Raw genomic sequence first — 24,441 nt, forward strand, 5'->3', positions numbered from 1 at the left:
AAATAGCAATGATCAATCATATTAGCGTAATTGCCTTCGATGCTGATGACACCCTTTGGGTGAATGAGCCCTACTTCCAGGAAACAGAAGCCCGTTTCTGCAGTCTGTTGGAAGACTATCTGCCACATCATACCGTGTCGCAGGAATTATTTAAAACGGAAATGGCCAATTTGTCGTTATACGGCTATGGTATTAAGTCATTCATGCTATGCATGATAGAAACGGTGTTGCGGGTATCTGAAAACACAGCGCCGCCGGAAGTCATCCATAAGGTGATTCAATACGGACAGGAAATGCTGAACAAGCCCATTGAATTGCTGGACGGCATAGAAACCGTATTGCAGGCATTATCCGGCAAATACCGGCTGGTGGTGGCTACAAAGGGTGATCTGCTGGACCAGGAACGGAAGTTGAAAAAATCAGGCCTGGAGCATTATTTCCATCATATTGAAATCATGAGCGACAAGAAGGAAAGCGATTATACCAAATTGCTGAAGCACCTGGACTGCCGCCCGGAAGAATTCCTGATGATAGGTAACTCCCTGAAGTCGGATGTGATGCCGGTGCTGGCCATCGGGGGCCATGCGGTGCATATTCCGTATCATACCACCTGGGCACATGAACATGTGGATGCAACCATAGAAGATCCCCGTTTTTATCAATTTACTACAGTGGCAGATCTCCTGCCTCAATTAATCGCATGAAACAATTATTAGACCTGAACACCTGGGCGAGAAAAGATCATTTTCAGTTCTTTGGCCGTTTTGAAGAACCATTTTTTGGTGTTTGTACAGACATCGACTGCACGGCCACCTACGAGCAGGCCAAGGCAACAGGCAGTTCCTTTTTCTTATTGTATCTGCATAAGTCACTGGCCGCAGCCAATGAAGTAACACCTTTCCGCTACCGGATTACGGATGGGGAGGTATGGATCTACGACCAGGTACATGCGTCGCCCACCATTAACCGTCCGGATGGCACGTTCGGTTTTGCCTACATGGACTACTACGAAGATTTCAGCGAGTTTGAAGCACATAGTAAGAAAGAAACGGAGCGGATAAGGAACAGCACCGGGCTGGTGCCTGCGGTATCGGGAGAAAACGTAATCCATTATTCTTCCCTGCCCTGGATCAATTTCACATCTATTTCCCATGCCCGTAGTTTTTCCTTTAAAGATAGCTGCCCGAAAATAGCTTTTGGGAAGATGAGAGAAGAAGGAGATCGGAAGTTGATGCCGGTTTCGGTACATGTACATCATGCATTAATGGATGGATTTCATGTAGGGCAGTTCCTGGAAGTTTTCCAACAGCGAATGAATAGCATTTGATTTTCAATGGTTTTGGAAGAAAAGTTTATCATGTCGTAGTAATGACGTAGTGGGGTGTAAACGTTTTTTTATGCAAACGTTTACATTTGGGTGTACTGTATATTTTTCAACCAAAACCACCCCTCATGAAAACGCTAAAATTGTTAGCCATCCTACTCGTATGCTATTGCACTACGATTGCCCAAACCCCGTTCCGTGTCATTGGCTATATGCCTTCCTGGGCCGGTAATGTAAACCAGGTACAGTATAGCAAGTTAACCCACATTAACTATGCATTCCTGTTACCTACCAACACCGGTGGCCTGCAGGCCATCGAAAATCCCACTAAGCTGCAGAGTCTCGTCAGCACGGCACATGCCAACAATGTAAAGGTGATGATCTCTGTAGGCGGGTGGAACAATGGTGACGACGGCGCCTTCGAAAGCCTGGCCGCCAACGGCACCTACCGGAATAATTTCGTGACCAATATGATCAACTTCGTCAACCAGTACGGACTGGATGGAGTAGATATCGATTGGGAATATCCGAATGCCGGGGCGTCTGCCAACAACTACATTGCCCTGATGACGCAGCTCAGCACAGAGATGCATAACCGGGGTAAGTTATTGACCGGCGCTATCGTGGGCACCGACGGCGCCAGTATCCTGAGCAGCGCTTTCGCCCTCGTGGACTTTTACAACCTCATGGCGTATGATTACAACGACTTTGACCACTCCACTTATAATTATGCTACCCAATCAATAAACTATTGGCGTGGCCGCGGATTGCCTGCATCCAAAACGGTACTGGGAGTGCCTTTCTATGGCCACCCTACCTGGGAATCCTATGCCCAGCTGCTGGCGAGGGGAGCCAATCCCTATGCCGATATATTTGGTAACGTTGGCTATAATGGTATCACTACCATCAAACAAAAAACCAATCTGGCTTTCGATCAGGGCAGTGGTATCATGATCTGGGAATTATCGCAGGATGTTACCGGCGCCAACTCCCTGGTATCAGCTATCCACGAAGTGGTGGTGACCAGAACCGGTAACCCGGGCAACCCCGGCAGCGCACCCATCGGACAAACTATCTGGCTGCGCGGGAATAACAACCTGTACGTAAGCGGCGAAAACGGCACCGTGGCCATGAACTGTAACCGCGCCACTGCGCAGGGCTGGGAACAGTTTACCGTGGTAGATGCAGGCGGCGGCAAAATCGCATTACGCAGCCAGAACAAGTACGTATCTTCCGAAAACGGCACACAAGCCATTACGTGTAACCGTGCCACTTTTCAGGACTGGGAAAAGTTTACCTGGATCAGCAACACCAACGGCACCATCTCCCTGCAATGCAATAACGGTGGTTATATCAGCTCAGAAAACGGCGCACAGGCCATGAGCTCCTGGAGAACAACCGCAGGTACCTRGGAATCCTTCAACTACGGTACAGGAAGCGCCCTGGCAGCTATTACCGCCCCCACTGCTATGACCGTTGCAACCAAAACCGTCGCTGTGGAAGAAACCACTACTGCTATACAGGTGTATCCTAACCCTATTAACGCCGGGACTACGTTTACGGTTACACTCCGCGACTATAACAGCAAGGCGCCGGTAAAAGCATCTGTTATCGGTACTAACATGCAGCCGGTAATGGTACAGCAACCCAATGCCCGCAGCTTTAAAGTCAATACCAGCAATATTCCTGCAGGTGCCTATATCCTCGAAGTGCTGCACGATAATAAGCGCCATACCAAAAAAATCATTGTACTGTAACCATCACTATGATAAACCAATTTTTCACCCACAATTAAATCAGCATGAATTCCACTTGTTTCTCACGCTATGCAGTAGCAGCATGGCTGTTATTACTCAGCAGCAGCGTTGTTTCCTGCCGTAAAGACCTGCACACCACCGGTACCCCTGCAGACAGCAGCCCCAACGCCCTCGCAGCCGTCAACGACATCAACAGTACCTGGTCAGTAAACTGGGACAACTACACCAATGGCACCACTTACACCACCGCCAATGCCAACACCGATTTTGGCAATGTAACAGGTTGGAACGAATCCCGCGCATACAATTCCAATGGCAACCTGCGCATTCAACTGAACCCTAACGCGCTTTCCGCAGCCGGTGGAGTAGTGGCCAACATCGATGTGGAAGACGGCGCCGCCTATGAAATGGATTATGATATCCGTTTTCATAGTCAGTTCGACTGGAGCCGGGGCGGTAAAGTAGGCTTTGGCTTTTCCATCGGAGATGGTAATACCGGCGGCGATCCCGCCTGGGATGGCAATGGCGGTACATTAAGACTCATGTGGTATCAGAACGATGCCGGCAGGGTATATTTTCAGCCTTATCTGTACTATAAAGATCAGCCCGGGCAGTATGGCGACGACTTCGGTCTTTCTTACCCCGCCAGCGGCAGCATCCAAAAAGGAACTACTTATCATGTGCACCTGTATATTAAAAGCAATACCGGCAGCAACACTAACGGACACGCACAAATTGTTATCAACAATACGGTGGTACTCGACCGCGATATCCGCTGGACCACCAACGACAGCAAACGGCTGATCCGCGGCGTTACTTTCCATACGTTCCGCGGTGGTAGCCAAACTTACTGGCAATCCTCCACGGTAGGATACATCTATTATGATAATCTGAGCGTACATAAAATAAATTAAGGCCTTTTTTAAATAGCCATGCAGGAGAGAAACCCTCTCCTGCATGGCTATTTAAACGATGTGGAAAATGCATTTTGCAAAATCGCTGCGGTTGTGTTATTTTCATACTTTACTATCCGTATGAATAACAGATACTACCCTTGAGCCACACGAATGAACAGGAATTATTGCTCTCCGTAGCCAAAGGAGATGAGCGCAGCTTCCAGGCACTCGTTAAGCAATACTGGCCACAGATTTATGGTACCGCGCTTCGGTTAAGCCGCTTGCCGGAACAGGCTAAAGACTTGTCGCAGGACATTTTCGTGAAATTATGGAATAGCCGGGAAAAGCTGCCCGAAGTAGAAAGCACCGCTGTCTTTATATATGTAAGCGCCCGCAAGCTGATCAGGGATCACCTGCGTAAAAAAGTGCTGCATACCGACAACCTTGATACCCTCTTCTTTCATCTGGGAGTGGCGCCTACCAGCGATAATCGTTTAAATCTGCCAGCCCATATATCTGAAGCAACCTTCGAAGCATTATTTAATCAATATATGACCGGATCATTGTCTGCAGCCGATCTGCGGCTGTTCAGATCTATGGCCATGCTACCGGAGAACAAAATTCTACTATCACAGTTATTACAAAATGCTTTTACAGATCCTGCGTTTGCAGCACACGCCGATTTTAATGCAGACGAAATGGGGCAGGAGATCATGCAGAAAGTAGAACAGAACGAAGCTATAACACCGGAGATCCATCGTATGCAGTTGCCGCTGATTTCCCGATCCTGGTTTAAATATGTGGCCGCTGCCGCCATCTTTTTATTATTACTGGCTGGTAGCTGGCAATGGCATTTGCGTCAGCAACGCCGGGAGCCCGCGTTGACGCCACCAGTATTGCTGCCGGCCGCTACCGGGTTGATGCTGCGGGATAGTGCCCGTACTTTGTCGGATAGTACTGCCAATGCAAACCCCTGATCCGCTGCACCGAATTGACTCAAATACCCCCTTATGTTGGCGTATTTGCATCCCTGCTTATTGCTGCCTGTACCGTAAGTTTGTTAAAAGTTTGCACAAACCACCAATCATGATGAAAACAATATTTGACAACGTCACACGGGAGGAATTGATTAGCAGAATCAATATGCTGCATGAAGACAGCACCCCCCAATGGGGTAAAATGAATGTTTATGAGATGTTGAAACATTGTACCACTTATGAGCAGATGATGTTAGGTAAGATTCGTTATAAACGTTCGTTCCTGGGGCGTTTGTTTGGGAAATGGGCATTGAAGGATTTCGTGGGAGATGATCGTTTGATAAAGCGAAATGTGCCTACACTCCCGCAGCTTAAAGTGAAGGGGGCGAGCGGGAATGTAGCCGCTGAAAAAAGTAAATGGATTGCGCTGCTGCAGGAATATAGACCTGCTAACAATGCGAACATTGTACACGCATTTTTTGGAGAACTGACCCATGAACAGGTAGGACAGCTGGTGTATAAGCATACCGATCACCATCTCCGTCAGTTTAATAGTTAGCGGTATTATTCTATAAAACGATAGCCGTCATGGGTGTCATAGTCTATGCCATGTTTTTTCTTTAGCTCCTGGATATAATTAAGGGTACTGACGGTATGCGGGCTGGCAACGGTATCGCCTACACGCTCAAAAGTATGTAACAACGTTTCTTCCAGGCAGGCAGATATGCTCATGTTTTTGTGTGCGGCAAGTTCCTGCAACAGGGCTGCCAGTCGCTTTTCCAGCCGGACCGGTACTTCCACGCGTTCTATTTTAATCGGAGGTCCTTGGCTATAGATGTAATGCCCGAATCCTAAATAGTTGCCATACAAATCTCTGATGGTGTAGTCACGTATGCCATACGCCTGGTCTTCAAGAGGCGTGACTATTTCCACGCCCTTGGCGCGGTGAAATTCATATTGTGCATCGGCATTATCGATAATAAAATTAACCTCCGAGTGTCCTTTCACATAGTCCGTGTCTTTGGACAGATGTATCGTTACTTTACCAAGTGTAACACCCGCATAGGTAAGCGGATCGCCCCAGGTGAATTTAAGGGAGAAGCCAAGTTTGGTCGTGTAAAAATCAATAGCATTGTTGATATCATCGACTTTCAGCGTAGGAAAAACCTGGGCGGATTCGGTATTGCTTGTCATAGTACCTGATTTTAAGGGAATATGCATCTCATTTCTACCTTAATTTAAGAAAAACACGCACGAATTACAAATCGTACTGACTTTGCATCGCATTTGGCCTGTTATACCCTTACAATGTCCCCTTTCCTCCCTGTATCTTCCGAATAATAGGGGTAAGTTTGTTTTATTAAAAGTTCCCACCATGGCATTACTGAATCCGTACCTCAGCTTCGATAACAATTGCCGCGAGGCCATGACCTTCTACAAAGATTGTTTTGGCGGCGAGCTATTCCTGCAAACCGTCGCGGAATCGCCTATGATGGCGGCACAAATGCCCGATCATATGAAGGACCTGGTTTTACATTCCTCATTAACCGCTGGCGCTTTGGTGATTATGGCGTCTGACTTGAGCAGGGTAAAACGTGTAGAAGGAAATACGGTGCAGCTGTGCATTAATTGCCAGTCAGAAAAAGAGTTGGATACTTTCTTTTCAAAGCTTGGGGTAGGAGGTCAGATAACGGAGCCGTTAGCAGATATGCCATGGGGAGCCAGGTATGGCGCGCTCACCGATCGATATGGTATGCATTGGCTCTTCAATTGTCCGAAGGAGTAGATGGTTTTAACTTGTTCACGATGCGGAAAATCAACCAGGAGAACGCTCCGCCTAAGACAGAAGCCACCACGTCTTTTATATCGAAAGTCCGCTGCGGCATCCACAACTGGCAAAGTTCATACAGCGAAAGCCCTACGACAACTGAAACAATAGTGCTGATTGTTTTTCGTTCATCAAGCGGAAATTTTATGATGGAGTAGCCAAGGAAAAGTACCACTACCGCCAGGAAATTGGGAAGGGAATCCGCAAGGAACAGGGTGGTAATATGATGCTTAAAGAGATAGGGTCTTAGTCTTACCTCTTCAAACAGGGTGAAAGCCAGGATGATAATAAGAAGAGTGATGTAAACAGATCGTTTGTTCAAAGTGTTTGAAATATTTATTGTGTTTAAAATTTTATATCAAAACTCCACAAGTTCACTCATTTTAATTTCCAATCCGTAAGCCAGTTTCGCAAGTGTAGTAAAGGCGAGGTTTATTTTACCGCCTTCGATTTTTGAAATGTCGCCGTTATTGACCCCATTTTTTACCTCAAGGTTTAATAAGGTCATTCCTTTTTTCTCTCTTATATTCTTAAGGCGTGAGCCGAATTCTTTGAGTATTTCTTTTGTTATTGCTGGCATGGACATTTGTAATTAATCTTCCTTATACCTATCAGGTGTAACCAGGAGGAGGCATACACTCACTTTCAAATATTCAGCAATGTTATACAGGTTTTCCAGGGAAGGCTGGGATGTATTAGTCACCCATTTAGACACCATTTGTTCTGACATCCCAAGATGATTGGCTAATTCTTTACCTGTTTTTTTTCTATCAGCCAGTGCTGCTTTAATTCTGTTATAACTTGTCATACTCATAGAAAAAGAGAACTGGTGAGAATTATTTTTTGAGCACTAATGTATTCAAATCTACTGTCAGCGCCTCCGCTAACTTAAGCAAAGTCGTCATGCTTGGATTGGTTTCTCCAGCTTCCAACCTCCCTACAGAACTATGAGAAATATCCGCTAAATAAGCAAACTCGCGCGTGCTTAGCTTTTTTGCTCTCCTCAGCTTTTCCAGGTTTTTGCCAAAATCCTTCAGTATTTTATCCTCCTTTACATCTTTCATCCCCGGAAGTTCATTGAAACACAAAAAAATAATGTACCCGTACTTGGGTACGGCTGAAGAACTGTATTGCGCAGGATGCATTGGCGCAATTGACAGCGGAGCTGAAATCTCCCCCATTTGTAGCGGAAACGCCACAACTTCGCTAACACCTTCATTTCTACGCCCTTTACAGCACAGCGATTTCTTAAAGGCAGAGTATTTGCATTCATACATAGACAAAAATTCGATATTTATGAATAACAAAAAGCTTCTTGCTATTGCAGTGACAGCAGGTGTATCTGCTGCTGCGGCTATTATTCTCTACAATAGCTGCAAAGTGTCTATTCCCAGGGGCGCAACAGCAATATCGCCATTTGATGTGAGAAGGTACGTAGGTACCTGGTATGAAATAGCCCGCCTGGACTATAAGTTTGAACACAATCTGACGAACGTTACTGCTACTTATTCATTAAACGATGACGGAGAACTGGAAGTAGATAACAAAGGATTCAGTCCCGCAAAACAGCTCTGGAAAGAAAGTTCGGGCATCGCTAAGTTTGTAAAAACACCTGATGTGGCCCGGTTGAAAGTGTCTTTTTTCGGACCCTTCTATGCAGGTTACAACATCATTGATATTGACAAACATTATAAACATGCGTTAGTGGTAGGGAATAATCTGAAATACATGTGGATCTTATCCCGCACCACCAGCATTCCGCCGGTAATTAAAAAACGTTTCCTCGAACAGGCAGAAGAACTCGGCTATGATACCGATGCACTCATCTGGACAAAGCATGATCTGAACGCATAAAAGGTCAAAAAAATAAATTAGGTTTTACTAAAAATATTAGTATTTTTGTAGAAGAAAGCAAATGAATAATGTAGAAAAGTCTTGAACGCTATGCTGTAGTAGTGTTTGGGGCTTTTCTATTTATATGAAATGCTAAATAAATTAGTGATGGATCAGGTTGATAATGGGGGGAATATCCGTTTTCAATATTTTCTAAAGGCCCATACACTCCCGTTTGTCATTCTCAAATCCTTAGTGCACTGCCTTTGAATATTATACAATACGCCATACACTCCCTTTAGTTAATCTTCAATCTGTCCCGAAAACTGGTTCCCCGGATTATGTTATATTTATAGTAATCAAAATAATCTCTCATGGCAAAACAAATGTCTATCCTTCCCTTTACGGGAAAACTCGGCCCTCTCATTGGGTATAAGCGCAATGGGAACTACTTCCTGCGCTCCATGCCGCAAAGCGTGCAGCAAACGGCTGCTACCCGTCGCGCATCCCGGCGCTTTGGCATCGCCAGCAGGAAAGGTGCTTTTATCCGTCATGCTTTCTACAGCAACCTGGATATCCATTGTGACGGCGCCCACATCAATCGGCTGAACAAGCTACTCATTGCTGCCGGCGATCATCACGAGGCCCTGACAGGCTTCCGCTTCAATCAGCGTACCGGCGTAGATCGTTTCTTTCCGGTGGCTCCCCGGCTTCTCCCTAACGGAGTATTAAATATTCCCGCACAAACCATCGACGGGTATAAAGGTATTACTGCGCTGGAAGTTAAAGTGATCGCAACGCGTATTAATTTTAGATCGCGCCAGGTGGCGGGTAGCGAAACGGTTACGCTCATGATAGCCCCCGATACCACTTTCCAGGAAACAAATGTTTCACTGGATGTACCGGGGGAGGGTTCACTGGTAGTGGTTTTCCAGGTAAGAGCGATATACAAAGACGGCCCATCTTGCAGCAGACAATACATGGCCGCCGATATTATTGCAGTGGCAGCCCCACAAGCACCCAAATCTGCCAATAAACGTACGTACCCAAAGCGCACGAAATTGCTTCCCAAACTTACCTACACACACGTATATCCATCTTTTATTCAACTGGAATAAAGCGATCCTTGCCCCTGGAGATATTTTGATAAATAAACGCTTTATACCTGCTTCCTTTCAATAGTACATCTCTTTCCGCAGCTCCCCCCTGGTACTGCAGCAGCCCTACTATGGTTATTTTTCACCTCCATCCATTTGCAGATTCAATTTCATCCCGGTTATACATCCGAACGTCATCCCCGCATCAAGTCCACCTCTCCTGCACTACTTCTATAGGTACTAAGCGGGTGCTAAGCATGGCATTGCCAGTATCAACATAGTGTTAATACATGGTGTGGGTAATTGAGATGCATAAGGGTATTGCTCTTTTCAGGTGTAATTACAGAAAACCCAAAACATGTATCTGAAAAGCTCCCTGATTTTATTATTTGTAGCAACGATGATGACAGTGAATAGCCTGTCCTGCAAAAAAGAGGATAGTACTACGCCTCAACAACCGGGTCCGGGAACGGAGGACAATGGCAATAGTCCGCTGAATTTACCGGCTACCCTATACGACTATGTGAATACCAGGAACAACATGCCCCCCTGGTTATTGGCCTTTATGAAAGCCAATCCCCAGTTGGATAATACCCCCACCAGCAATCCTATTACCAATGAAGGCGCTACACTGGGCAGGGTACTTTTTTATGATAAAGCATTATCCATCAATAACACGATTGCCTGCGCTTCCTGTCATCATCAGGCAAATGCTTTTACTGATATAGTAGCGCAGTCCAAAGGATTTGATGGAAAAGTAACCAGGCGTAATTCCATGCCGGTAGTAAATGTCCGCTTCTTCAAAGACAAGAAAATGTTCTGGGACTTCCGCGCTGCAGATATTGAAACACAAACCCTCATGCCCATCCTCGATCATATAGAAATGGGTATGCCCGATCTGGCTACGCTGGAAAATAAATTGAAGGAAATTACCTATTACCCGGCTTTGTTTAAAGCGGCTTTCGGCACAACGGATGTCACTTCGGATAAGATCGGGAAAGCATTGTCGCAGTTCCTGCGTTCTATTGTTTCCTTTAATTCAAAATATGATAAAGGCGTACAAAATAACTTCGCCAATTTTACCTCAGCCGAATTGGATGGGCTGCATACCATGCAGCACGGCTTCTGCACAGAATGCCACAGTGACCTCGGCACCGCTTCCATCGGTCAAAAAACTACTTTCCTGATAGTGGATAATACCGGTGTTAACACAGGCCTGGGTTCTAATAATGGACTGGAAGAAAATTATACCGATAAAGGGTTCGGAGAAATCACCCATCAGCCACAGGACCAGGGTACTTTCAAAATTCCGAGTTTGAGGAATGTAGCGTTAACTGCTCCCTATATGCATGACGGGCGTTTTACTACGCTGGAGCAGGTGCTGAATCATTATGCTTCCAGTGTTAAACGTAATCCCGCCCTGGGGACACAGTTGCGTGTTGGTGGTTCACGGATGAGCGCCACAGATCAAAGCAATGTAATTGCCTTTTTGAAAACACTCACAGATGAAGAGCTGATAAAAGATGTGAAGTATTCGGATCCGTTTAAAAAGTGATGATTTGAATGTTTTTATAATACCGCTTTAAGCTGTTTTTTAGCGATGGCCATCAATGATTCATAGTACCTGCTCAGGAAATGATAGATCACCAGTTCGTGTTTGCGCTGGTTGGATAATAACATCCTGTTGAGATGCATATGAATATAACTGCCCAGCAAATCGTTCCGCTGTTCGATGTTTACTCCGACCAGGCGTTGTTTTATTTGCTGAGAGCGGGCAGCGAGAAAAGCGGTGGCTTCTTCAATACCATTGGCAGCATCCTGCGAGGGATCCAGGATGCTGCTTACTTTGCGCATCTCTTCACGATATTTATCGTTTAGCTGTAGGAGCAGGGGCTTGCCGCCACCAAATTCTTCATAGAAACCTGCCTGCAGCCTTTTAAGCAAGGCGAATTTTTCCGGTAGTGCATACCCAAAATCATTCAGCAGGGTATCTACTCCCCGCAGGGCCAGGAGCCAGCGATAATTTTCGCCTTCTTCCTCTTCCAGCAGGTTCAGTATGTTTAGTATGCTTTCGCTGTCGTAGTGGAAGAAGTCTTCACTGAAAGTCATGGTGCCGGCGCCATAGCGTTCTATTTCCCTTTCGTAGGTATCTGTTTGCAGGCGGTAAACGCTATTGGGTGCATCTCCCAGTGCATCGTATAGTCTTTCCAGTACTACCTTCCAGAAATCTTTGCGTTCGCCATGATGGAAGCGGATGCGAAGATGATTTTCCGGATCATTATACCGGATAAAAAACCATTTGTCGATGATGTTCTCCTGCATGAGCTGCCGGGTCAGTGGCAGTATGATTTCTTTCAGGATATTTTCTGCGCTGCGGGTGCCTGCGTAAAGCTTTACATACAGCCATTCACTGCCGGTAACAAATTGGCGTACAGGCATGTCCGTTATCGCGGTAGTGATGAGCAGTTGTTCTTTTTTATTTTTTTCGGGAGAGATATACCTCAGTGGGATAATAAATTCATTGGTATGTTTCCCTTCGGGTCCTTCTATCCAGCAGTTATCGGGTGTATGGAGGAATTCCTGCAGGGTGACTTGTTCTTTTTTGATCAGTTGTGTCATCAGCAGGTGAACAGCCACTTCATTTTCCAGATCTGCCGGCAGTTCATTGTCACCTTCTGTGATGACCACATAACGGGGGAGGTCCAGTTGTGCTTTTATCTCCTGAAAAATACCCATATACTGCGCCGCTGTAGCATTGGCTAGTGCCGGCCAGTTTTTTTTGTTTAATGTCCAGGTGCTTTTACTGAGAATGATATGTCCGTATTGTATCCTGGGAAGAAAAGATACTTCACCCGGAAGCTGCCATTGCCAGGCGATTCCGGTATGATAGTCCTGGCTTTGTAAGTCACACAGGAATTTATATACCGGCAAACCGTTACGATAGTTATGAGCGGTACTCATCCGGGGTATAATGATTTTGTTCAGCTTTTTGGAGCGCAACACCACTTTACCACGTTGTACGCTCACCATCAGGTCGGAGAGGTGTATCTGGAATGCTTCCGGGGTAAGACTATTCGCCAGGTACACAATTTCGTATTCCCGGAGGCGGGGACGCATCAGGATATTGCCGGTTCTGGATTCCGGCAGGTGTATTACTTCTGCGTAAATTTTCTCCGGATCATTGGCTTCTTCCGCAGCAAGACATTCCTTTACTTTGGTGGCCAGCTTTTCATCACCATGACAGAATCTTCCCAGCAGGTTAGCCGCCGATGGGCCGCTGCAGCCGTTCATATCAAAGAGGTAGTTGCCATTGTCGATGGCGGCGGCGCTATTGCTTAGGATGCTACCCATGAGATACAGGCTGTCCGGCAACGCAGGTACTTCTTTGTCTTTCAGCGTATCCAGTTGTTCTTTGGTGATGTTGATGACTTTTTTACTGTCGCGCAGGCACTGATGCAGTTGCTGTAGCTGGAATTCCTGCATTTTGCTACGGGGGCTGCTGTTGGTTTGCCCACCTGGTGCGGCGTGTATGTCATCTACCAGTGGCGTATGATCCGTATTGCCGTTGCTGTGTGAGCCGTAACCAATACCGGCTTCGGTGTCCAATGCAATGCTCAGCGGTACTTCCTGTTCTTCGTATCGTTGCTGGAACGCCTGACAGAAACTTTGAAGATCCGCGTTTTTGTTGATAGGCGCCAGTTTCCACAGTTGTCCGATTTGTGCAGACAATTCATTGATGACCGTATGGCTCAATGTATTGCTGCCGGTAGACAGGAAAAGATCCGTTTGTACCAGATCCTTGCTGCTGGTATTGGGGATCATGGATTTCACCAACGCGTGCGTGGCAGTATATTTGTCGATGCCGGATCGCTGATCCTGTAAAATAGTTTGTATACGCGAAAGGGGAGTGGTAAATTCTTCCGTGTAGGAGAAATGTCTTAACCGGTGGTTGAGATGCACAAAAAATTCTTCCCCGGTAACGGTCGGTTCCAGTTCACTTACCAGCAGCTGGTTCTGCAGTAGTTCCGCAGTGAATTCAGCCGCTTCTTCTTCGCTGATCTCATCGGCTTCACTAACAATGCTGTTACGTATATCCTTTAACGTTGCTCCCGGGGCGGCAGTATGCAGCATTTTGTCCAGGTAAGGACTTTGATTAACAGCGGTCAGGTAATAATTACGGAATTTATTCTTAATGGTGTATGCCGCATAGCGATACTGATTACCCGTGGCGTATAAAGAGTTGTTGGGATAATAAAGCAGTTGTTCTGTTATTTCGGGTACAGCGGTGATAGCTACTGCCAGCTCTGCTACATAGTTCATGTCCAGGCGGCAGTGCTTTTTATGCTCGGCTTTATTATTCAGCCGGATGTCGGTATGATCTGCGGGATCGCCTGTAGCGCAACCGGCAAAGAGGCCATAGGGCGTACAGCGGGTACTCATCCGCAACAGGTACCGGTATAAAGCAGCAGCGAGTTTGTAATTATCTTTTTCGTTCACGGAAGCATCCTCTAACCACTTTTGGAGCTCCTGGTATAGTTCAGGAGAAGCAATATAAATGGCTTCCTGCAGATATTGGTCCCGGAAAGTTTCTTTTATAACAGCAGCGAGCGTGGCGTTGGTAATATGGTTTAATTCTGTGGCTACATTCACCGGTAGTAGTGGTGTTCTCACCACATAAAAATTTTCAGCTCTAATCATGGCCAAGGTCAACATTAGTCGCTGAAGGTAACGGTTTCTGCTGCAACCTCACATCACGGAAAACCGGTAAAATTTGTGTTTAAACATGTTTTTCGAAAAATCACGCTTTTCCGTGAGTCTACTTTTCTCAGTTTCTACCTACATTTACGATCATCCTGTAATGATAACGATGTAAAACCTGTATTTTTTAAATGCCCTATTTTAGAGACCTGCCAAACATTTAGTCTTTAATTTTTCAACCACATAAATTTGCATTATGAGAAAAACACCTGTTAAAAAACTTGCCCTCGGTAAATTGAAAGTAGCCAAATTAAGCATCAGCAGTCTGGAACAAGGAGACGCGTTCAGACCAACTTACACCGGTTGCAGCCTGATGGCAAAATGTACACCTCCAATTTCAAAAGATCCTTGTTTCTAAACTGATAGATGATGAAAAAATTATCTGAAAAGAAATTAAGTTTGGGTAAAATAAAAGTAGCTGACCTCAGTAAAGTAAATGTTACTGCAGAAGGGTTTATGCTATCACTTGGTTGCGTGCCAAGCGTGAAAATCAGTTGCCTGAGCCAGGGTGCCCCTGTTTGCAGTGTGGACTCTTGTATTTTCTGATTTTAATTTACTGTCCCGCTTAAAATTAGTTTATGAAAAAGCTATCAGAAAAAAAATTAAGTCTGGGTAAAATAAAAGTAGCCAGTCTTTCTGCGGCATCACACCAACAACAAATGGCAGCAACTGCCGGAACTTGTTCCATCATTTGCTCCTTTCGTATTTGCACTGACAATATGAGCCAGGGTGCTCCTATTTGTAGTGTAGATTCTTGCCGCTACTGATTGATATTTTTTATTAGCAACTGACTGTATGGCAAAACATGTATGCGTAAGCAATGCATGTTTTGCCATTACATGTTTTATAAAGTCAATTCGGTTTATGGATCATAAGGAAGAAGCATTATTAGTCCTGCAAAGGATCTGCACGGAACTGGACAGGTTTACAACAGAAGATACCAACACCGGATTATTAGGTGGCTATACCGGCGTAGCCTTGTTTTATGCATATTATTACCTGCTCACCGGCAAGGAAGAACACCTGGATAAAGTATATGAAATTATAGAAAAATGCCTGCAGGCATTATCAGAAGAGCCGATGAATGGTTCCCACTGCAGCGGTATCGCAGGCGTAGCCTGGTGTATTCAGCACCTGACAGATATGGGCTTCATTGAAGCCGATGATGCAGCCGATACCTTTACCGATATTGATGTATTGATAGGCGATTTCATGGCAGCAGAGCTAAAGGAAGGCAAGAACGATTTCCTGCATCAGGGATTGGGTTCTGCGCTTTATTTCCTGGCAAGACTCCCCGCACCAACAGCAGTTACACAACTGGAAAGCCTGGTGCATCACCTGGAGAAAACAGCTATCCCAGTGCCTGGCGGTATTGCCTGGAGAGATCACTTCTCCAGTAAAAGCCAGGAATACGAGGATCAGCACCTGTTTAACCTGGGCCTGGCACATGGCAATCCTGCTATTATTGATATACTGGCAAGATGTTATGAAAAAGGCATCGCCAGGGAAACCGCGTTGTCCCTTATAGAAAGAAGCATACAATGGTTGATGGGCACCCGCAATAAATCCGATGTGGCAGAACAATCGCTATACCCGGTATTAGTAGATGCCAACAATCGGGTAATGGGAGAAGCCCATAGCCGGCTGGGCTGGTGCTACGGAGACCYTGGTATTGCGACTATGCTCTGGAATACTGGCAAACGACTGGAAAGAAATGATTACCAGCAGGAAGCCCTTCGGATGTTCCAGCATATCAGCAGTCACCGGAATGCGAAAAACGGAGCGGTAAATGATGCCTGTCTATGCCATGGCAGCGCCGGTATTGCACACATATTGCAACAGGCAGGATTAGCCGCCAATGATACTGCTTTGCTGAATGCTTCCCGGAGCTGGCTGCAAACAACCCTGCAAATGAATACCTGGTCCGATGGGCCCGCAGGCTTTAAATTTTATCATCATCCCGATTATATCATCAGCCATAATGTGCTCGAAGGAATTGCCGGAATAGGGCTGTCGCTGATCAGCTTTGCGGACACTGAAATAAAACCTGCCTGGGGGGCGTGTATGCTGATAGTTTAAACTTGTCTTGTCCTTGATACACAGATTATTTTTACTATCTTACATGCATAGTAAATGAGCAGTTAAGTTGTTCACCCAAATCATTATGCCATAGCATACAGACGTTACAGCAAACAGAAAAACCATGATCCGTTTATATTTTGTTGATGATCACCCATTGATCTTAGAGGGGTTACGATCCCTGCTCAGCATGGAAGCAGATATTCAGTTGGCAGGCGAAACCAGGAACGGTATCTCCTGTCTTCATTTTTTAGATCAGCATACCGCAGATGTTGTTTTACTCGATACCCTATTGCCCGATATCAGCGGCGCCGAACTTTGCGCCAGCATAAAGAAGCGATATCCTGAAGTGGCCGTGCTGGGATTAAGTTATCATAAAAACGACAGCGGCATTGCCAGTATGCTGGATAGTGGCGCCAGCGGATGCCTGATGAAAAATGCCGATAAAGAAGAATTACTGCAGGCCATTCACGATGTTTATTCCGGGAGGACCTATCTCTCTGCAGAATTAAAACAAGCCCTGAAAGGAGACAGTGTGCTGCATTTGCATATTACCAAGCGGGAAAAGGAAGTACTATGGCTCATTGCCAACGGCCATACCAATCACGAAATAGCAGAAAAGCTGTTCATTAGTTCAGATACAGTAGATAGTCACCGGCGTAATTTGCTCGGCAAATTCAATGCGCGTAATACCGCTATGCTGATCAAATGTGCTGTAGATAATAAAGTACTGATTTAAGTCAGATCATCAGCTCCGGCTTACACCGGAGCTGATGGTTTTATTTCACTGGCGCCGGAGGTAAAGACAACAACGGGATATTGGAATCATATGCCAGTTTTTTGGAAATGCTGCTCTTAAAAAGCGATGCCAGGAATCCCGTCTTCCGGGGAACTACGATGATCATAGAAGCGTGGTGCTGATTGGAATACGAAAGAATACCATCTACTGTATCATCTTCATTGATATAGTCAAACGTAGCACTGCACTTTTCAAAAATATTATGTAAACTGGCAATCGTATCTCTCGCCTCTTCTGAATAGAGATCTTTTGATGCTTTCTCTACATTCAATACCCGCACGGGCACCGGAAAAGCATCCAGTATTTCATAGAGCTGATGCACCGGGATGACAGTATGATCTTTCAGGTCAGTTGTAAATACTACAGATTTTATGCCTCGCCCGATAATCGTGTCTTTGGGAACTATTAATACCGGCACATTACTTTCTTCTATCATCATGGAAGTGGTGCTGCCCAGCAATAATTTTTCGAAACCGGATTTGCCGGATACCCCCATCACCACCAGGTCTACCTCTTCCGCTTTACATAAGTCGCCGATATAGGCCGGCAAAGAAGTATCTTCTGCCAGCAGATCAACCTGGATGTCTTTTACCAATGATTTCAGGCGGTCCTGTACCAGCGCCAGTTGAGAGATACTTTCTACATAAATATCCTGGCTGCTCTGAGAATTTCCTATCGGCAAATCGGTGCCCCCGATAATGGTTTGATAGGCATGGTATAAAAGGATCCGTTTTATCCGCAAAGGACCGGCCATCTCGGCAGCGTATTCGGCCGCGCGGAACGCATTTTCAGAGAAGTCGGTCAGTATCAGCATTGTTTTCATGTGTGTTAGTTTTGGTGCCTATGGAGGAGCCGCTAATTTCCTGCCAGTTAATGGGTAAACAAAATTAAAGGGTGGATGTTCGGAAATAGTTATTCCGGCAACAGGAAATCAAGGCAATTTGCTGTTCATTTATGCACTGAAAGTGTCCGTAATTGAACATTCCGGCCTGGTTGTCCCGTCTGCTTTCCCGCCATGGTACTACATTCTCCTAAGTGGCATTTTTTTTGGCTCCCCGAAGCGTACATTTATCACTTGTATCGTTGAAATCATACCATTCATGATCAGAAATTACCTCAAGATCGCGTGGCGCAGTCTTTCCAGGAGCAAAGTTTACTCTTTGATCAATATTACCGGCTTAACGGTTGGTATCGCCTGCTGTGTCCTCATCGTTTTGTATGTAAAGGATGAGTTGTCTTACGACCATTATCATAAAAATTATAATGAAATTTACCGCGTACTGCAGGCATTCCGCAACCCGAATGGACAAAAGGATGCTCCTCCACCGGCTCCGGCAGAGTACCAGGTATGGGGCTGTGCACCAGTAGGACCGGCACTGAAGGCCGACTTCCCGGAAATCACCAAAATGACGCAGTTTACCAGTCCGGTCAGCTTATTGGTGGAACATGGCGACAAACGTTTCCAGGAAGCTAATATGATGTTTGCGGATTCTGCGACTTTCGACATCTTCAGCTGGAAGCTGTTGTATGGTAACCGGGAAACGGCATTGAAGAACCCCTACACTATTGTGCTCACCAAAACCATGGCAGAGAAGTATTTTGGCAATACTAACCCCATCGGAGAGGTATTTAAAGCAGATGGCGTATCCCTGATGGTGTCAGGCGTAATGGAAGATATACCCACCAATTCTCATTTTACGTTTTCTGCGTTGATATCTATGAGTACCTTCCGGAAAATCAGGCCGGAAATCTTTGATTGGTGGGGATATGTAGACTTCTACACTTATTTCCTGGTACCGGAGCATACCAATATAGCGGCGATGCAGGCCAAAGTGCCGGCATTTTTAAAACGATATAATCCGCAGGGATCGATTGATTCCTATACCATTGCATTTGAGCCATTAAAGAATGCATATCTGCATTCTGAGGCAGGGCGGCAGCCGGGTCCTACCGGCAGTTTGGCGAACGTATATATATTTTCGCTGGTAGCCGCTTTTATCCTGTTTATCGCCGGTATTAACTTTATCAATCTCACTACTGCCCGCTCTATGGAAAGGGCCAAAGAAATAGGCGTACGTAAGGCGGTAGGCGCATATCAACAGGGGCTTATCTTTCAATACCTGACAGAGGCGGTATTGATTGCCGCGTTAGCCACCGTGCTGGCATTTGCGATGGTGTTGCTGTTATTACCGCTGGTAAGAGAGCTGTCAGGCAAGCACCTGCCTTATACGGACCTGCTGACCTGGAAGATGGGTGTGATGCTTGCTTTAACGCCGTTTTTGGTGGGTTTGCCGGCAGGTATTTACCCTGCCTGGGTACTGGCCCGCTTCAAGCCCGCACTGGTGTTAAAAGGCAAGTTTGAATCTTCCACTAAAGGAATACAGTTAAGGAAAGGGTTGGTGGTATTCCAGTTCAGTCTTTCTATTGCGCTGATTGCCTGTACTGCTATCGTATTTTCCCAACTGGATCACCTGCGTTCCCAGAACCTGGGCTTCCGGCAGGACCAGATGCTGGTGATCGATTATGGTGGCGATGAAATCGTAAATAAGAACATAGAAGCGGTGAAAGCTACATTAGCTAATAATCCTGCAGTCCAGCATATCACGGCCTCCAGGGCCGTGCCGGGTGATTTCTTCCCGAATGCGGGTACCAGCATCGCTGCTCCCAGTGGTGAAATGAAACAATTTGACCCCGCGATATATGAAGTAGATTATGATTTCTTTGGCGCCTATGAAATGAAGATGGCGGCTGGCAGGGCTTATTCCCGCGATTTTCCGGCAGATACAGCACATTCCATGGTGATCAACGAAGCGGCAGCCAAACTATATGGTTATGCTAATCCGGAAGATATTATCGGGAAAAATTATGAGCAATGGGGCCGTAAAGGCACCATCGTTGGTGTGGTAAAGGATTTCAACTATCAGTCGTTACATAAAAGAGTAGAACCGCTGACGCTGAGGATGGCGCCATATGATTCAAAGAATAAAATATCGCTGCGTATCAAGTCCGATCATTTATCGAAAACTATCGCGGAGCTGGAACATACCTGGGCGGTGATGGAGCCGCAGCGGCCTTTCCGCTATAACTTCCTGGACCAGGCATTTAACGAGCAATATCAGCAGGACGTGCGCTTCGGACAAATATTCGGTGCTTTCGGCAGTCTGACCATCTTTATTGCTTGTCTGGGTTTATTTGGCCTGGCTACTTATTCTACCGAAAAAAGACTCAAAGAAATAGGTATCCGTAAAGTACTGGGCGCCTCTGTTACCAATATCGTAGGATTGTTATCCGGCGACTTTATCAAGCTGGTATTAATCGCTATTGTGATAGCTACTCCGTTAGGCTGGTGGGGCATGCATCGCTGGCTGGATGGCTTTGCCTACCGCGTAAATATCCATTGGTGGACGTTTGGGCTGGCAGGACTGGCGGCTGTGATGATTGCCTTGCTCACTGTAGGTTTCCTGGCGTTGAAAGCAGCTACTATGAATCCGGTAAGATCATTAAAATCAGAATAAATGAAACAGGCCCTTATATCAGAAGGGCCTGTTTTTATAAAATATTCTCCCATACTCATTTTCCTGTTGATGAAATTTGCCGGGTGGCAAGCCGGTATATTTTCTGAAATCTTTTATGAAATGAGACTGGTCGTAATAGTAATGATAGAACTCCTTTGATAATTGCCGGATATCCGCCTGCTGGGTATAGATGCTATAAAACTGCTGGAACCGGATAACAGACGTAAATGCTTTCGGAGAGATGCCTACTTTCTGAAGAAATTTCATACGCAGCCAACGACTACTATAACCGGATATTTTTTCGAGTTGACCTACCGATAACATTCCCTGCTTTTGCATGATCTGTTCTACGAGGCAGGAAATCAGCGGATCTTCTGCCGTTATATCCAGATTTTTAAGAAGAAATTCCTGTAGGGTATGGATGCAGATATCCACCGTTTCCGCATCATTGATTTTCTCCTGCAATTCATTTGTTTGGCTACCAAAAACGGTGTCAAATGTCATGGCGCAATTGGCAATTTCCTGCAAGTCAAAACGGAAAAAGCGATATGCGCCCCTGGGGCTGAACTCTATACCGATAGTCTGAAAGCCGCTGTCGTAGGTCTGTGACACGTGAGAATACACCTCTGAATTCCCGATCAGCGTAAGCTTTTTTTCTCCGGAACACTGATGAACACCATTGATAATACTGCTGATACCATTGCTGAATGGAATAACGATTTTCGGCAAGCCATTAGGGACAATGAGCTTTAAATCTTCTTCTTTTAAATTGCTGTCGTGTTCCAGTAGAAATATCCGCAGGATATATTCTTTTAATAAGGGGTGTATGGCGTAGCAGCGGAGATGCATGTTCCTGCCTTTTAACAAAAGTACGGGGTACTTCCGTTTTTTACAATTTTATCTCCTGCCGATGCACCAATTTTGTTTTAAAACACCGCATCATGAAACATTTGATCAATTGGGTAGAAATCCCCGTTGCCGACATCGGCAGGGCTACTGCGTTTTACAGCACTATTTTTAACGCGCTTAAATTTAGCCAGATGGAGATGAACGGACTGCAATACGCATTGTTCCCTACAGAAGATACTTACAACAGCGGGGCTTTGGTGCAGGGAGCTGACTACAAGCCGGCAGCAACGGGCATACTTATTTACCTGGATGGTGGTAAAGACCTCCATGAAATACTCCGTCGCGTAGATGCTGCAGGAGGACAGGTGCTGATGGAAAAAACTTTCCTGGGAGAAGGTGCCGGCTATGTAGGCATGTTCAAAGATATAGACGGCAACAGAATAGGCTTACAACATCAATAACATGTACTACCTCTATAAATTAATCCCGCCCCGTCCTACGTTTCACCTGGATACTACTGCGGAAGAAAAAGAAACGATGGACCGGCATATCGCTTACTGGACAGCTTTGACGGAAAAGCGTATAGCCGTTGTGTTTGGACCTGTATTCGACCCTGCCGGCATATATGGACTCGGCATCATAGAAGTCGATTCGGAAGATAGTGCCCGGCAGGTTGCGGCGCAGGACCCGGCCATTCTTGCGGGAAGCTTTACCAATGAGCTGTTTCCTATGGAAGTGGGGTTGCTCCGGCGCTAACGTCATTTTATCAAGTGGACGCAGTCCCTTCAGCGATGAAGGGATTTTTTGATTTTAATATGATATCTTCCCTTTAGGAGTATATTTACGCACAAATCAATTACTATGAAAAAACACATGATAACCCCGGGTATTTTTGTAATAGCCATCTCCCTGATGACTGCCTGTAATCAGACACCCCCCAAACAGCCCGCCAGCGATTCCGCTACCATAAGGGAAACGCCTGCCACGCCCACCGAAAGTCAAAAACCGGTAAAGGAAATCACGGGTAAAGTAAAAGAAGTAGTAAGCGGGAAAGATGGTTATACTGCCAAAGTGGTAAGCGAAGATGGAAAGATATATTCCGCCACCGTGAGCCATGCTAATCTGAAAGATCCTTCCCAATACAAAACAGTGAAAGCAGGTGATCAGGTGACGGTGAAAGGTGATTCCTGGATGATGGGGGAGGAAGAGCAGATTACCGTGCGGGAATTGAGGTGATGAAATAGTAATGATTTTTATAGAGATGGTGTGCTAACTATGTTATTTAATTAGTGTAAAGAATGAAAGGGAATGGTAGCCTTATGCTGTTGCTGTTGAAGCAGCTTATATCCCAGGCTGATGAGCATGAAGCCGTGTTTGAATCAATGGCCGAATCCTTTACAGGTAGCGAAACGGAGTGTAACCTGGGCCATATAATGTTACCTGTACGAGATCCAATGGAAGTATAAGCGGTTTATCCCTACCGCTGCAAATACCTAACTATGAAATCGTCTCTCTTTTGAATGTTAATAGTACTGAAGGCATGAAATGGATACTATCCCGGACAGCCGCTATCGAAAGTCTTAAAGACACCCAACTAAATTTTGTGAAATATTCAGACCTCGTCAATTTCAATGCACTTTGGGATACGATGGGGGAGATCAGTAACAAAAGGTTCAAACGTAAGAAAATACCTGATTGGATTGACTACCAACTAGGAAAGAAAGACCTTTCCCGGGAAGATTTCTATAGGTTCTTTTTTAATGATTTGGACGAGTCTGAAGTTGTTTTAATCGTTACTGACGAAGGCCATCGCAAAGAATGGGTATTTAAAATTTTTGTTCATGAGTTCATGGCGTTTAGCGAATGGCATGAGGAATATTTTTGCATGGACTTTTTTCAGTTCAGTGATTATTTGGTGGTGTTTCCGGATTTGAACAAGATCCGATATATGCATGATGAAGGATTGATAATGGAGTACGAAGTTTTCTTCAAATAATAATATCGTGATGAGAAATGTTTTATTGGTATTAGTAAGTAGTATTTATGCTGGTACTGAGAACAGTATTATTATTTAAGTGAGATAAAACTAAGAGGACCGGGATGTATTAGTAGTTGTAATAAAAAGAAACTTAAAAATGGGGAATTACACATCTATTATGCTATTTATTTCTCCTAGCGAGAATTTAACTAAGCGAATGAACGAAATTAACGCCTACGTACGGGAAAATGGCAGGGAGTTTAGCATGATTGATTTGAATGAGAAACCCTTTCCGGATGCATTCCCCCGATATACCTTATGTGGGGCGTATAATTATTTTGATTTGGCTCATTTTCTTAGGTATCTAAATTCTGGTGTTAATTGGGAAGAACCGCAGTATGTAAGATTAGTTGTACAGGATGATCTCTCCGAGGGAGTGGAATTTTATTCATTAGAATCTTCTGTTTCTATGTAGATATTGAACCATAGATCATTGATTTATTCTGTATCACCTTCAATCAGTACCTATGAAGAAATTTAAGAAGAGTATCCCTCTTGTAATCTGGTTTTTCGTTTTTTTTGCAGTCGCATCCAATAATATGCTTTTTAAAATAGACCACTGGAATAGTATTTCTTTATGCGGGCTGGAGTCCGACTGTTGTTCAGCTTAGAAACTTATTCTTATCTCTGGAAGATTACCAGCATATAAAATTATTCGTTTTTGATGTGGACGAACCCGGTGCAGCGGATT

The 24,441-nt window shown here is 45.2% G+C and carries 28 protein-coding genes; 20 read left to right on the forward strand and 8 right to left on the reverse strand.

Features of this window, described 5'->3' with window-relative positions; genetic code table 11:
- Positions 1-8: 8 nt before the first annotated feature.
- From AC1DP6_RS27705 to AC1DP6_RS27730, 6 genes are all read left to right on the forward strand, one after another.
- Entirely contained in the window at positions 9-704 is a 696-nt protein-coding gene (locus tag AC1DP6_RS27705) for an HAD family hydrolase (protein WP_477057774.1), read from the forward strand.
- On the forward strand, positions 701-1,327 hold the full coding sequence (locus AC1DP6_RS27710) for a CatA-like O-acetyltransferase (protein WP_477057775.1): 627 nt from the start codon (positions 701-703) through the stop codon (positions 1,325-1,327). Before AC1DP6_RS27705 ends, AC1DP6_RS27710 begins: the two co-directional genes overlap by 4 nt.
- Before the next feature lie 125 nt (positions 1,328-1,452).
- Entirely contained in the window at positions 1,453-3,081 is a 1,629-nt protein-coding gene (locus tag AC1DP6_RS27715; RefSeq protein WP_477057776.1) for a glycosyl hydrolase family 18 protein, read from the forward strand.
- A 44-nt stretch (positions 3,082-3,125) separates the two neighbouring features.
- Positions 3,126-3,995 carry a polysaccharide lyase gene (locus tag AC1DP6_RS27720; protein WP_477057777.1) on the forward strand — a complete coding sequence of 290 codons (870 nt, stop codon included), beginning with the start codon at positions 3,126-3,128 and terminating at the stop codon, positions 3,993-3,995.
- Positions 3,996-4,135: 140 nt separating this feature from the next.
- Positions 4,136-4,954, forward strand: coding sequence for an RNA polymerase sigma factor (locus AC1DP6_RS27725; protein ID WP_477057778.1), 819 nt, complete (start codon positions 4,136-4,138; stop codon positions 4,952-4,954).
- A 109-nt stretch (positions 4,955-5,063) separates the two neighbouring features.
- Positions 5,064-5,513, forward strand: coding sequence for a DinB family protein (locus AC1DP6_RS27730; RefSeq protein WP_477057779.1), 450 nt, complete (start codon positions 5,064-5,066; stop codon positions 5,511-5,513).
- A gap of 5 nt (positions 5,514-5,518) precedes the next feature.
- Here the strand turns inward: AC1DP6_RS27730 and AC1DP6_RS27735 are convergent, their stop codons facing one another.
- Positions 5,519-6,148, reverse strand: coding sequence for a VOC family protein (locus tag AC1DP6_RS27735; protein ID WP_477057780.1), 630 nt, complete (start codon positions 6,146-6,148; stop codon positions 5,519-5,521).
- A gap of 181 nt (positions 6,149-6,329) precedes the next feature.
- Between AC1DP6_RS27735 and AC1DP6_RS27740 the strand changes: the two genes are divergently transcribed.
- Positions 6,330-6,740, forward strand: coding sequence for a VOC family protein (locus AC1DP6_RS27740; RefSeq protein ID WP_477057781.1), 411 nt, complete (start codon positions 6,330-6,332; stop codon positions 6,738-6,740).
- Here the strand turns inward: AC1DP6_RS27740 and AC1DP6_RS27745 are convergent.
- Genes AC1DP6_RS27745 through AC1DP6_RS27760 form a run of 4 tightly spaced genes read right to left on the reverse strand, consistent with a single transcriptional unit; the run spans position 6,721 to position 8,059 of the window.
- Positions 6,721-7,104, reverse strand: a complete 384-nt coding sequence (locus AC1DP6_RS27745) for a VanZ family protein (RefSeq protein WP_477057782.1) — start codon at positions 7,102-7,104, stop codon at positions 6,721-6,723. The two genes, AC1DP6_RS27740 and AC1DP6_RS27745, sit on opposite strands and share 20 nt — an antisense overlap.
- A gap of 36 nt (positions 7,105-7,140) precedes the next feature.
- Positions 7,141-7,362: a helix-turn-helix domain-containing protein gene (locus AC1DP6_RS27750; RefSeq protein WP_477057783.1), complete on the reverse strand. Its 222-nt coding sequence runs from the start codon at positions 7,360-7,362 to the stop codon at positions 7,141-7,143.
- 12 nt (positions 7,363-7,374) lie between these two features.
- The gene (locus AC1DP6_RS27755) at positions 7,375-7,590 is read right to left on the reverse strand and encodes a helix-turn-helix domain-containing protein (protein ID WP_477057784.1); all 216 of its coding nucleotides are present in this window, start codon (positions 7,588-7,590) and stop codon (positions 7,375-7,377) included.
- 28 nt (positions 7,591-7,618) lie between these two features.
- A complete protein-coding gene (locus tag AC1DP6_RS27760) occupies positions 7,619-8,059 on the reverse strand; it encodes a helix-turn-helix domain-containing protein (protein WP_477057813.1) in 441 nt (146 codons plus the stop codon).
- Between the two features lie 19 nt (positions 8,060-8,078).
- Here AC1DP6_RS27760 and AC1DP6_RS27765 point away from each other — a divergent pair, with 19 nt between their 5' ends.
- The 3 genes from AC1DP6_RS27765 to AC1DP6_RS27775 all read left to right on the forward strand — a co-directional run bounded on the left by AC1DP6_RS27765 (position 8,079) and on the right by AC1DP6_RS27775 (position 11,267).
- Positions 8,079-8,636, forward strand: a complete 558-nt coding sequence (locus tag AC1DP6_RS27765; protein ID WP_477023966.1) for a lipocalin family protein — start codon at positions 8,079-8,081, stop codon at positions 8,634-8,636.
- A 353-nt stretch (positions 8,637-8,989) separates the two neighbouring features.
- Positions 8,990-9,733, forward strand: a complete 744-nt coding sequence (locus AC1DP6_RS27770; RefSeq protein WP_477057785.1) for a hypothetical protein — start codon at positions 8,990-8,992, stop codon at positions 9,731-9,733.
- A 337-nt stretch (positions 9,734-10,070) separates the two neighbouring features.
- Positions 10,071-11,267 (forward strand): cytochrome-c peroxidase, encoded by a 1,197-nt coding sequence (locus AC1DP6_RS27775; protein ID WP_477057786.1) that lies wholly within the window; start codon positions 10,071-10,073, stop codon positions 11,265-11,267.
- A 14-nt stretch (positions 11,268-11,281) separates the two neighbouring features.
- On the opposite strand, the gene AC1DP6_RS27780 is transcribed toward AC1DP6_RS27775, so the two are convergent.
- Complete coding sequence (locus AC1DP6_RS27780) at positions 11,282-14,410, reverse strand: lantibiotic dehydratase (RefSeq protein ID WP_477057787.1); 3,129 nt, start codon at positions 14,408-14,410, stop codon at positions 11,282-11,284.
- Positions 14,411-14,666: 256 nt separating this feature from the next.
- Between AC1DP6_RS27780 and AC1DP6_RS27785 the strand changes: the two genes are divergently transcribed.
- From AC1DP6_RS27785 to AC1DP6_RS27805, 5 genes are all read left to right on the forward strand, one after another.
- On the forward strand, positions 14,667-14,828 hold the full coding sequence (locus AC1DP6_RS27785) for a hypothetical protein (RefSeq protein ID WP_441576669.1): 162 nt from the start codon (positions 14,667-14,669) through the stop codon (positions 14,826-14,828).
- Positions 14,829-14,839: 11 nt separating this feature from the next.
- On the forward strand, positions 14,840-15,016 hold the full coding sequence (locus AC1DP6_RS27790; RefSeq protein WP_477057788.1) for a hypothetical protein: 177 nt from the start codon (positions 14,840-14,842) through the stop codon (positions 15,014-15,016).
- Between the two features lie 32 nt (positions 15,017-15,048).
- On the forward strand, positions 15,049-15,237 hold the full coding sequence (locus tag AC1DP6_RS27795) for a hypothetical protein (RefSeq protein WP_477023962.1): 189 nt from the start codon (positions 15,049-15,051) through the stop codon (positions 15,235-15,237).
- Between the two features lie 97 nt (positions 15,238-15,334).
- Positions 15,335-16,549 (forward strand): lanthionine synthetase C family protein, encoded by a 1,215-nt coding sequence (locus AC1DP6_RS27800; RefSeq protein ID WP_477057789.1) that lies wholly within the window; start codon positions 15,335-15,337, stop codon positions 16,547-16,549.
- 124 nt (positions 16,550-16,673) lie between these two features.
- Entirely contained in the window at positions 16,674-17,288 is a 615-nt protein-coding gene (locus AC1DP6_RS27805) for a response regulator (protein ID WP_441576673.1), read from the forward strand.
- A 40-nt stretch (positions 17,289-17,328) separates the two neighbouring features.
- Here the strand turns inward: AC1DP6_RS27805 and AC1DP6_RS27810 are convergent, their stop codons facing one another.
- The gene (locus AC1DP6_RS27810) at positions 17,329-18,171 is read right to left on the reverse strand and encodes a universal stress protein (RefSeq protein ID WP_477057790.1); all 843 of its coding nucleotides are present in this window, start codon (positions 18,169-18,171) and stop codon (positions 17,329-17,331) included.
- Positions 18,172-18,448: 277 nt separating this feature from the next.
- On the opposite strand from AC1DP6_RS27810, the gene AC1DP6_RS27815 reads away from it, so the two are divergent.
- Positions 18,449-20,863, forward strand: a complete 2,415-nt coding sequence (locus tag AC1DP6_RS27815; RefSeq protein ID WP_477057791.1) for an ABC transporter permease — start codon at positions 18,449-18,451, stop codon at positions 20,861-20,863.
- Positions 20,864-20,881: 18 nt separating this feature from the next.
- Here the strand turns inward: AC1DP6_RS27815 and AC1DP6_RS27820 are convergent, their stop codons facing one another.
- Positions 20,882-21,712, reverse strand: coding sequence for a helix-turn-helix domain-containing protein (locus tag AC1DP6_RS27820; RefSeq protein ID WP_477057792.1), 831 nt, complete (start codon positions 21,710-21,712; stop codon positions 20,882-20,884).
- Positions 21,713-21,804: 92 nt separating this feature from the next.
- Here AC1DP6_RS27820 and AC1DP6_RS27825 point away from each other — a divergent pair, with 92 nt between their 5' ends.
- The 4 genes from AC1DP6_RS27825 to AC1DP6_RS27840 all read left to right on the forward strand — a co-directional run bounded on the left by AC1DP6_RS27825 (position 21,805) and on the right by AC1DP6_RS27840 (position 23,708).
- A complete protein-coding gene (locus AC1DP6_RS27825; RefSeq protein WP_477057793.1) occupies positions 21,805-22,173 on the forward strand; it encodes a VOC family protein in 369 nt (122 codons plus the stop codon).
- A gap of 1 nt (position 22,174) precedes the next feature.
- Complete coding sequence (locus AC1DP6_RS27830; RefSeq protein WP_477057794.1) at positions 22,175-22,468, forward strand: YciI family protein; 294 nt, start codon at positions 22,175-22,177, stop codon at positions 22,466-22,468.
- Between the two features lie 105 nt (positions 22,469-22,573).
- The gene (locus tag AC1DP6_RS27835; protein ID WP_477057795.1) at positions 22,574-22,948 is read left to right on the forward strand and encodes a hypothetical protein; all 375 of its coding nucleotides are present in this window, start codon (positions 22,574-22,576) and stop codon (positions 22,946-22,948) included.
- 304 nt (positions 22,949-23,252) lie between these two features.
- Complete coding sequence (locus tag AC1DP6_RS27840) at positions 23,253-23,708, forward strand: hypothetical protein (protein ID WP_477057796.1); 456 nt, start codon at positions 23,253-23,255, stop codon at positions 23,706-23,708.
- Positions 23,709-24,441 lie beyond the last annotated feature (733 nt).

Source organism: Chitinophaga sp. 01L420 (genome assembly GCF_056399985.1).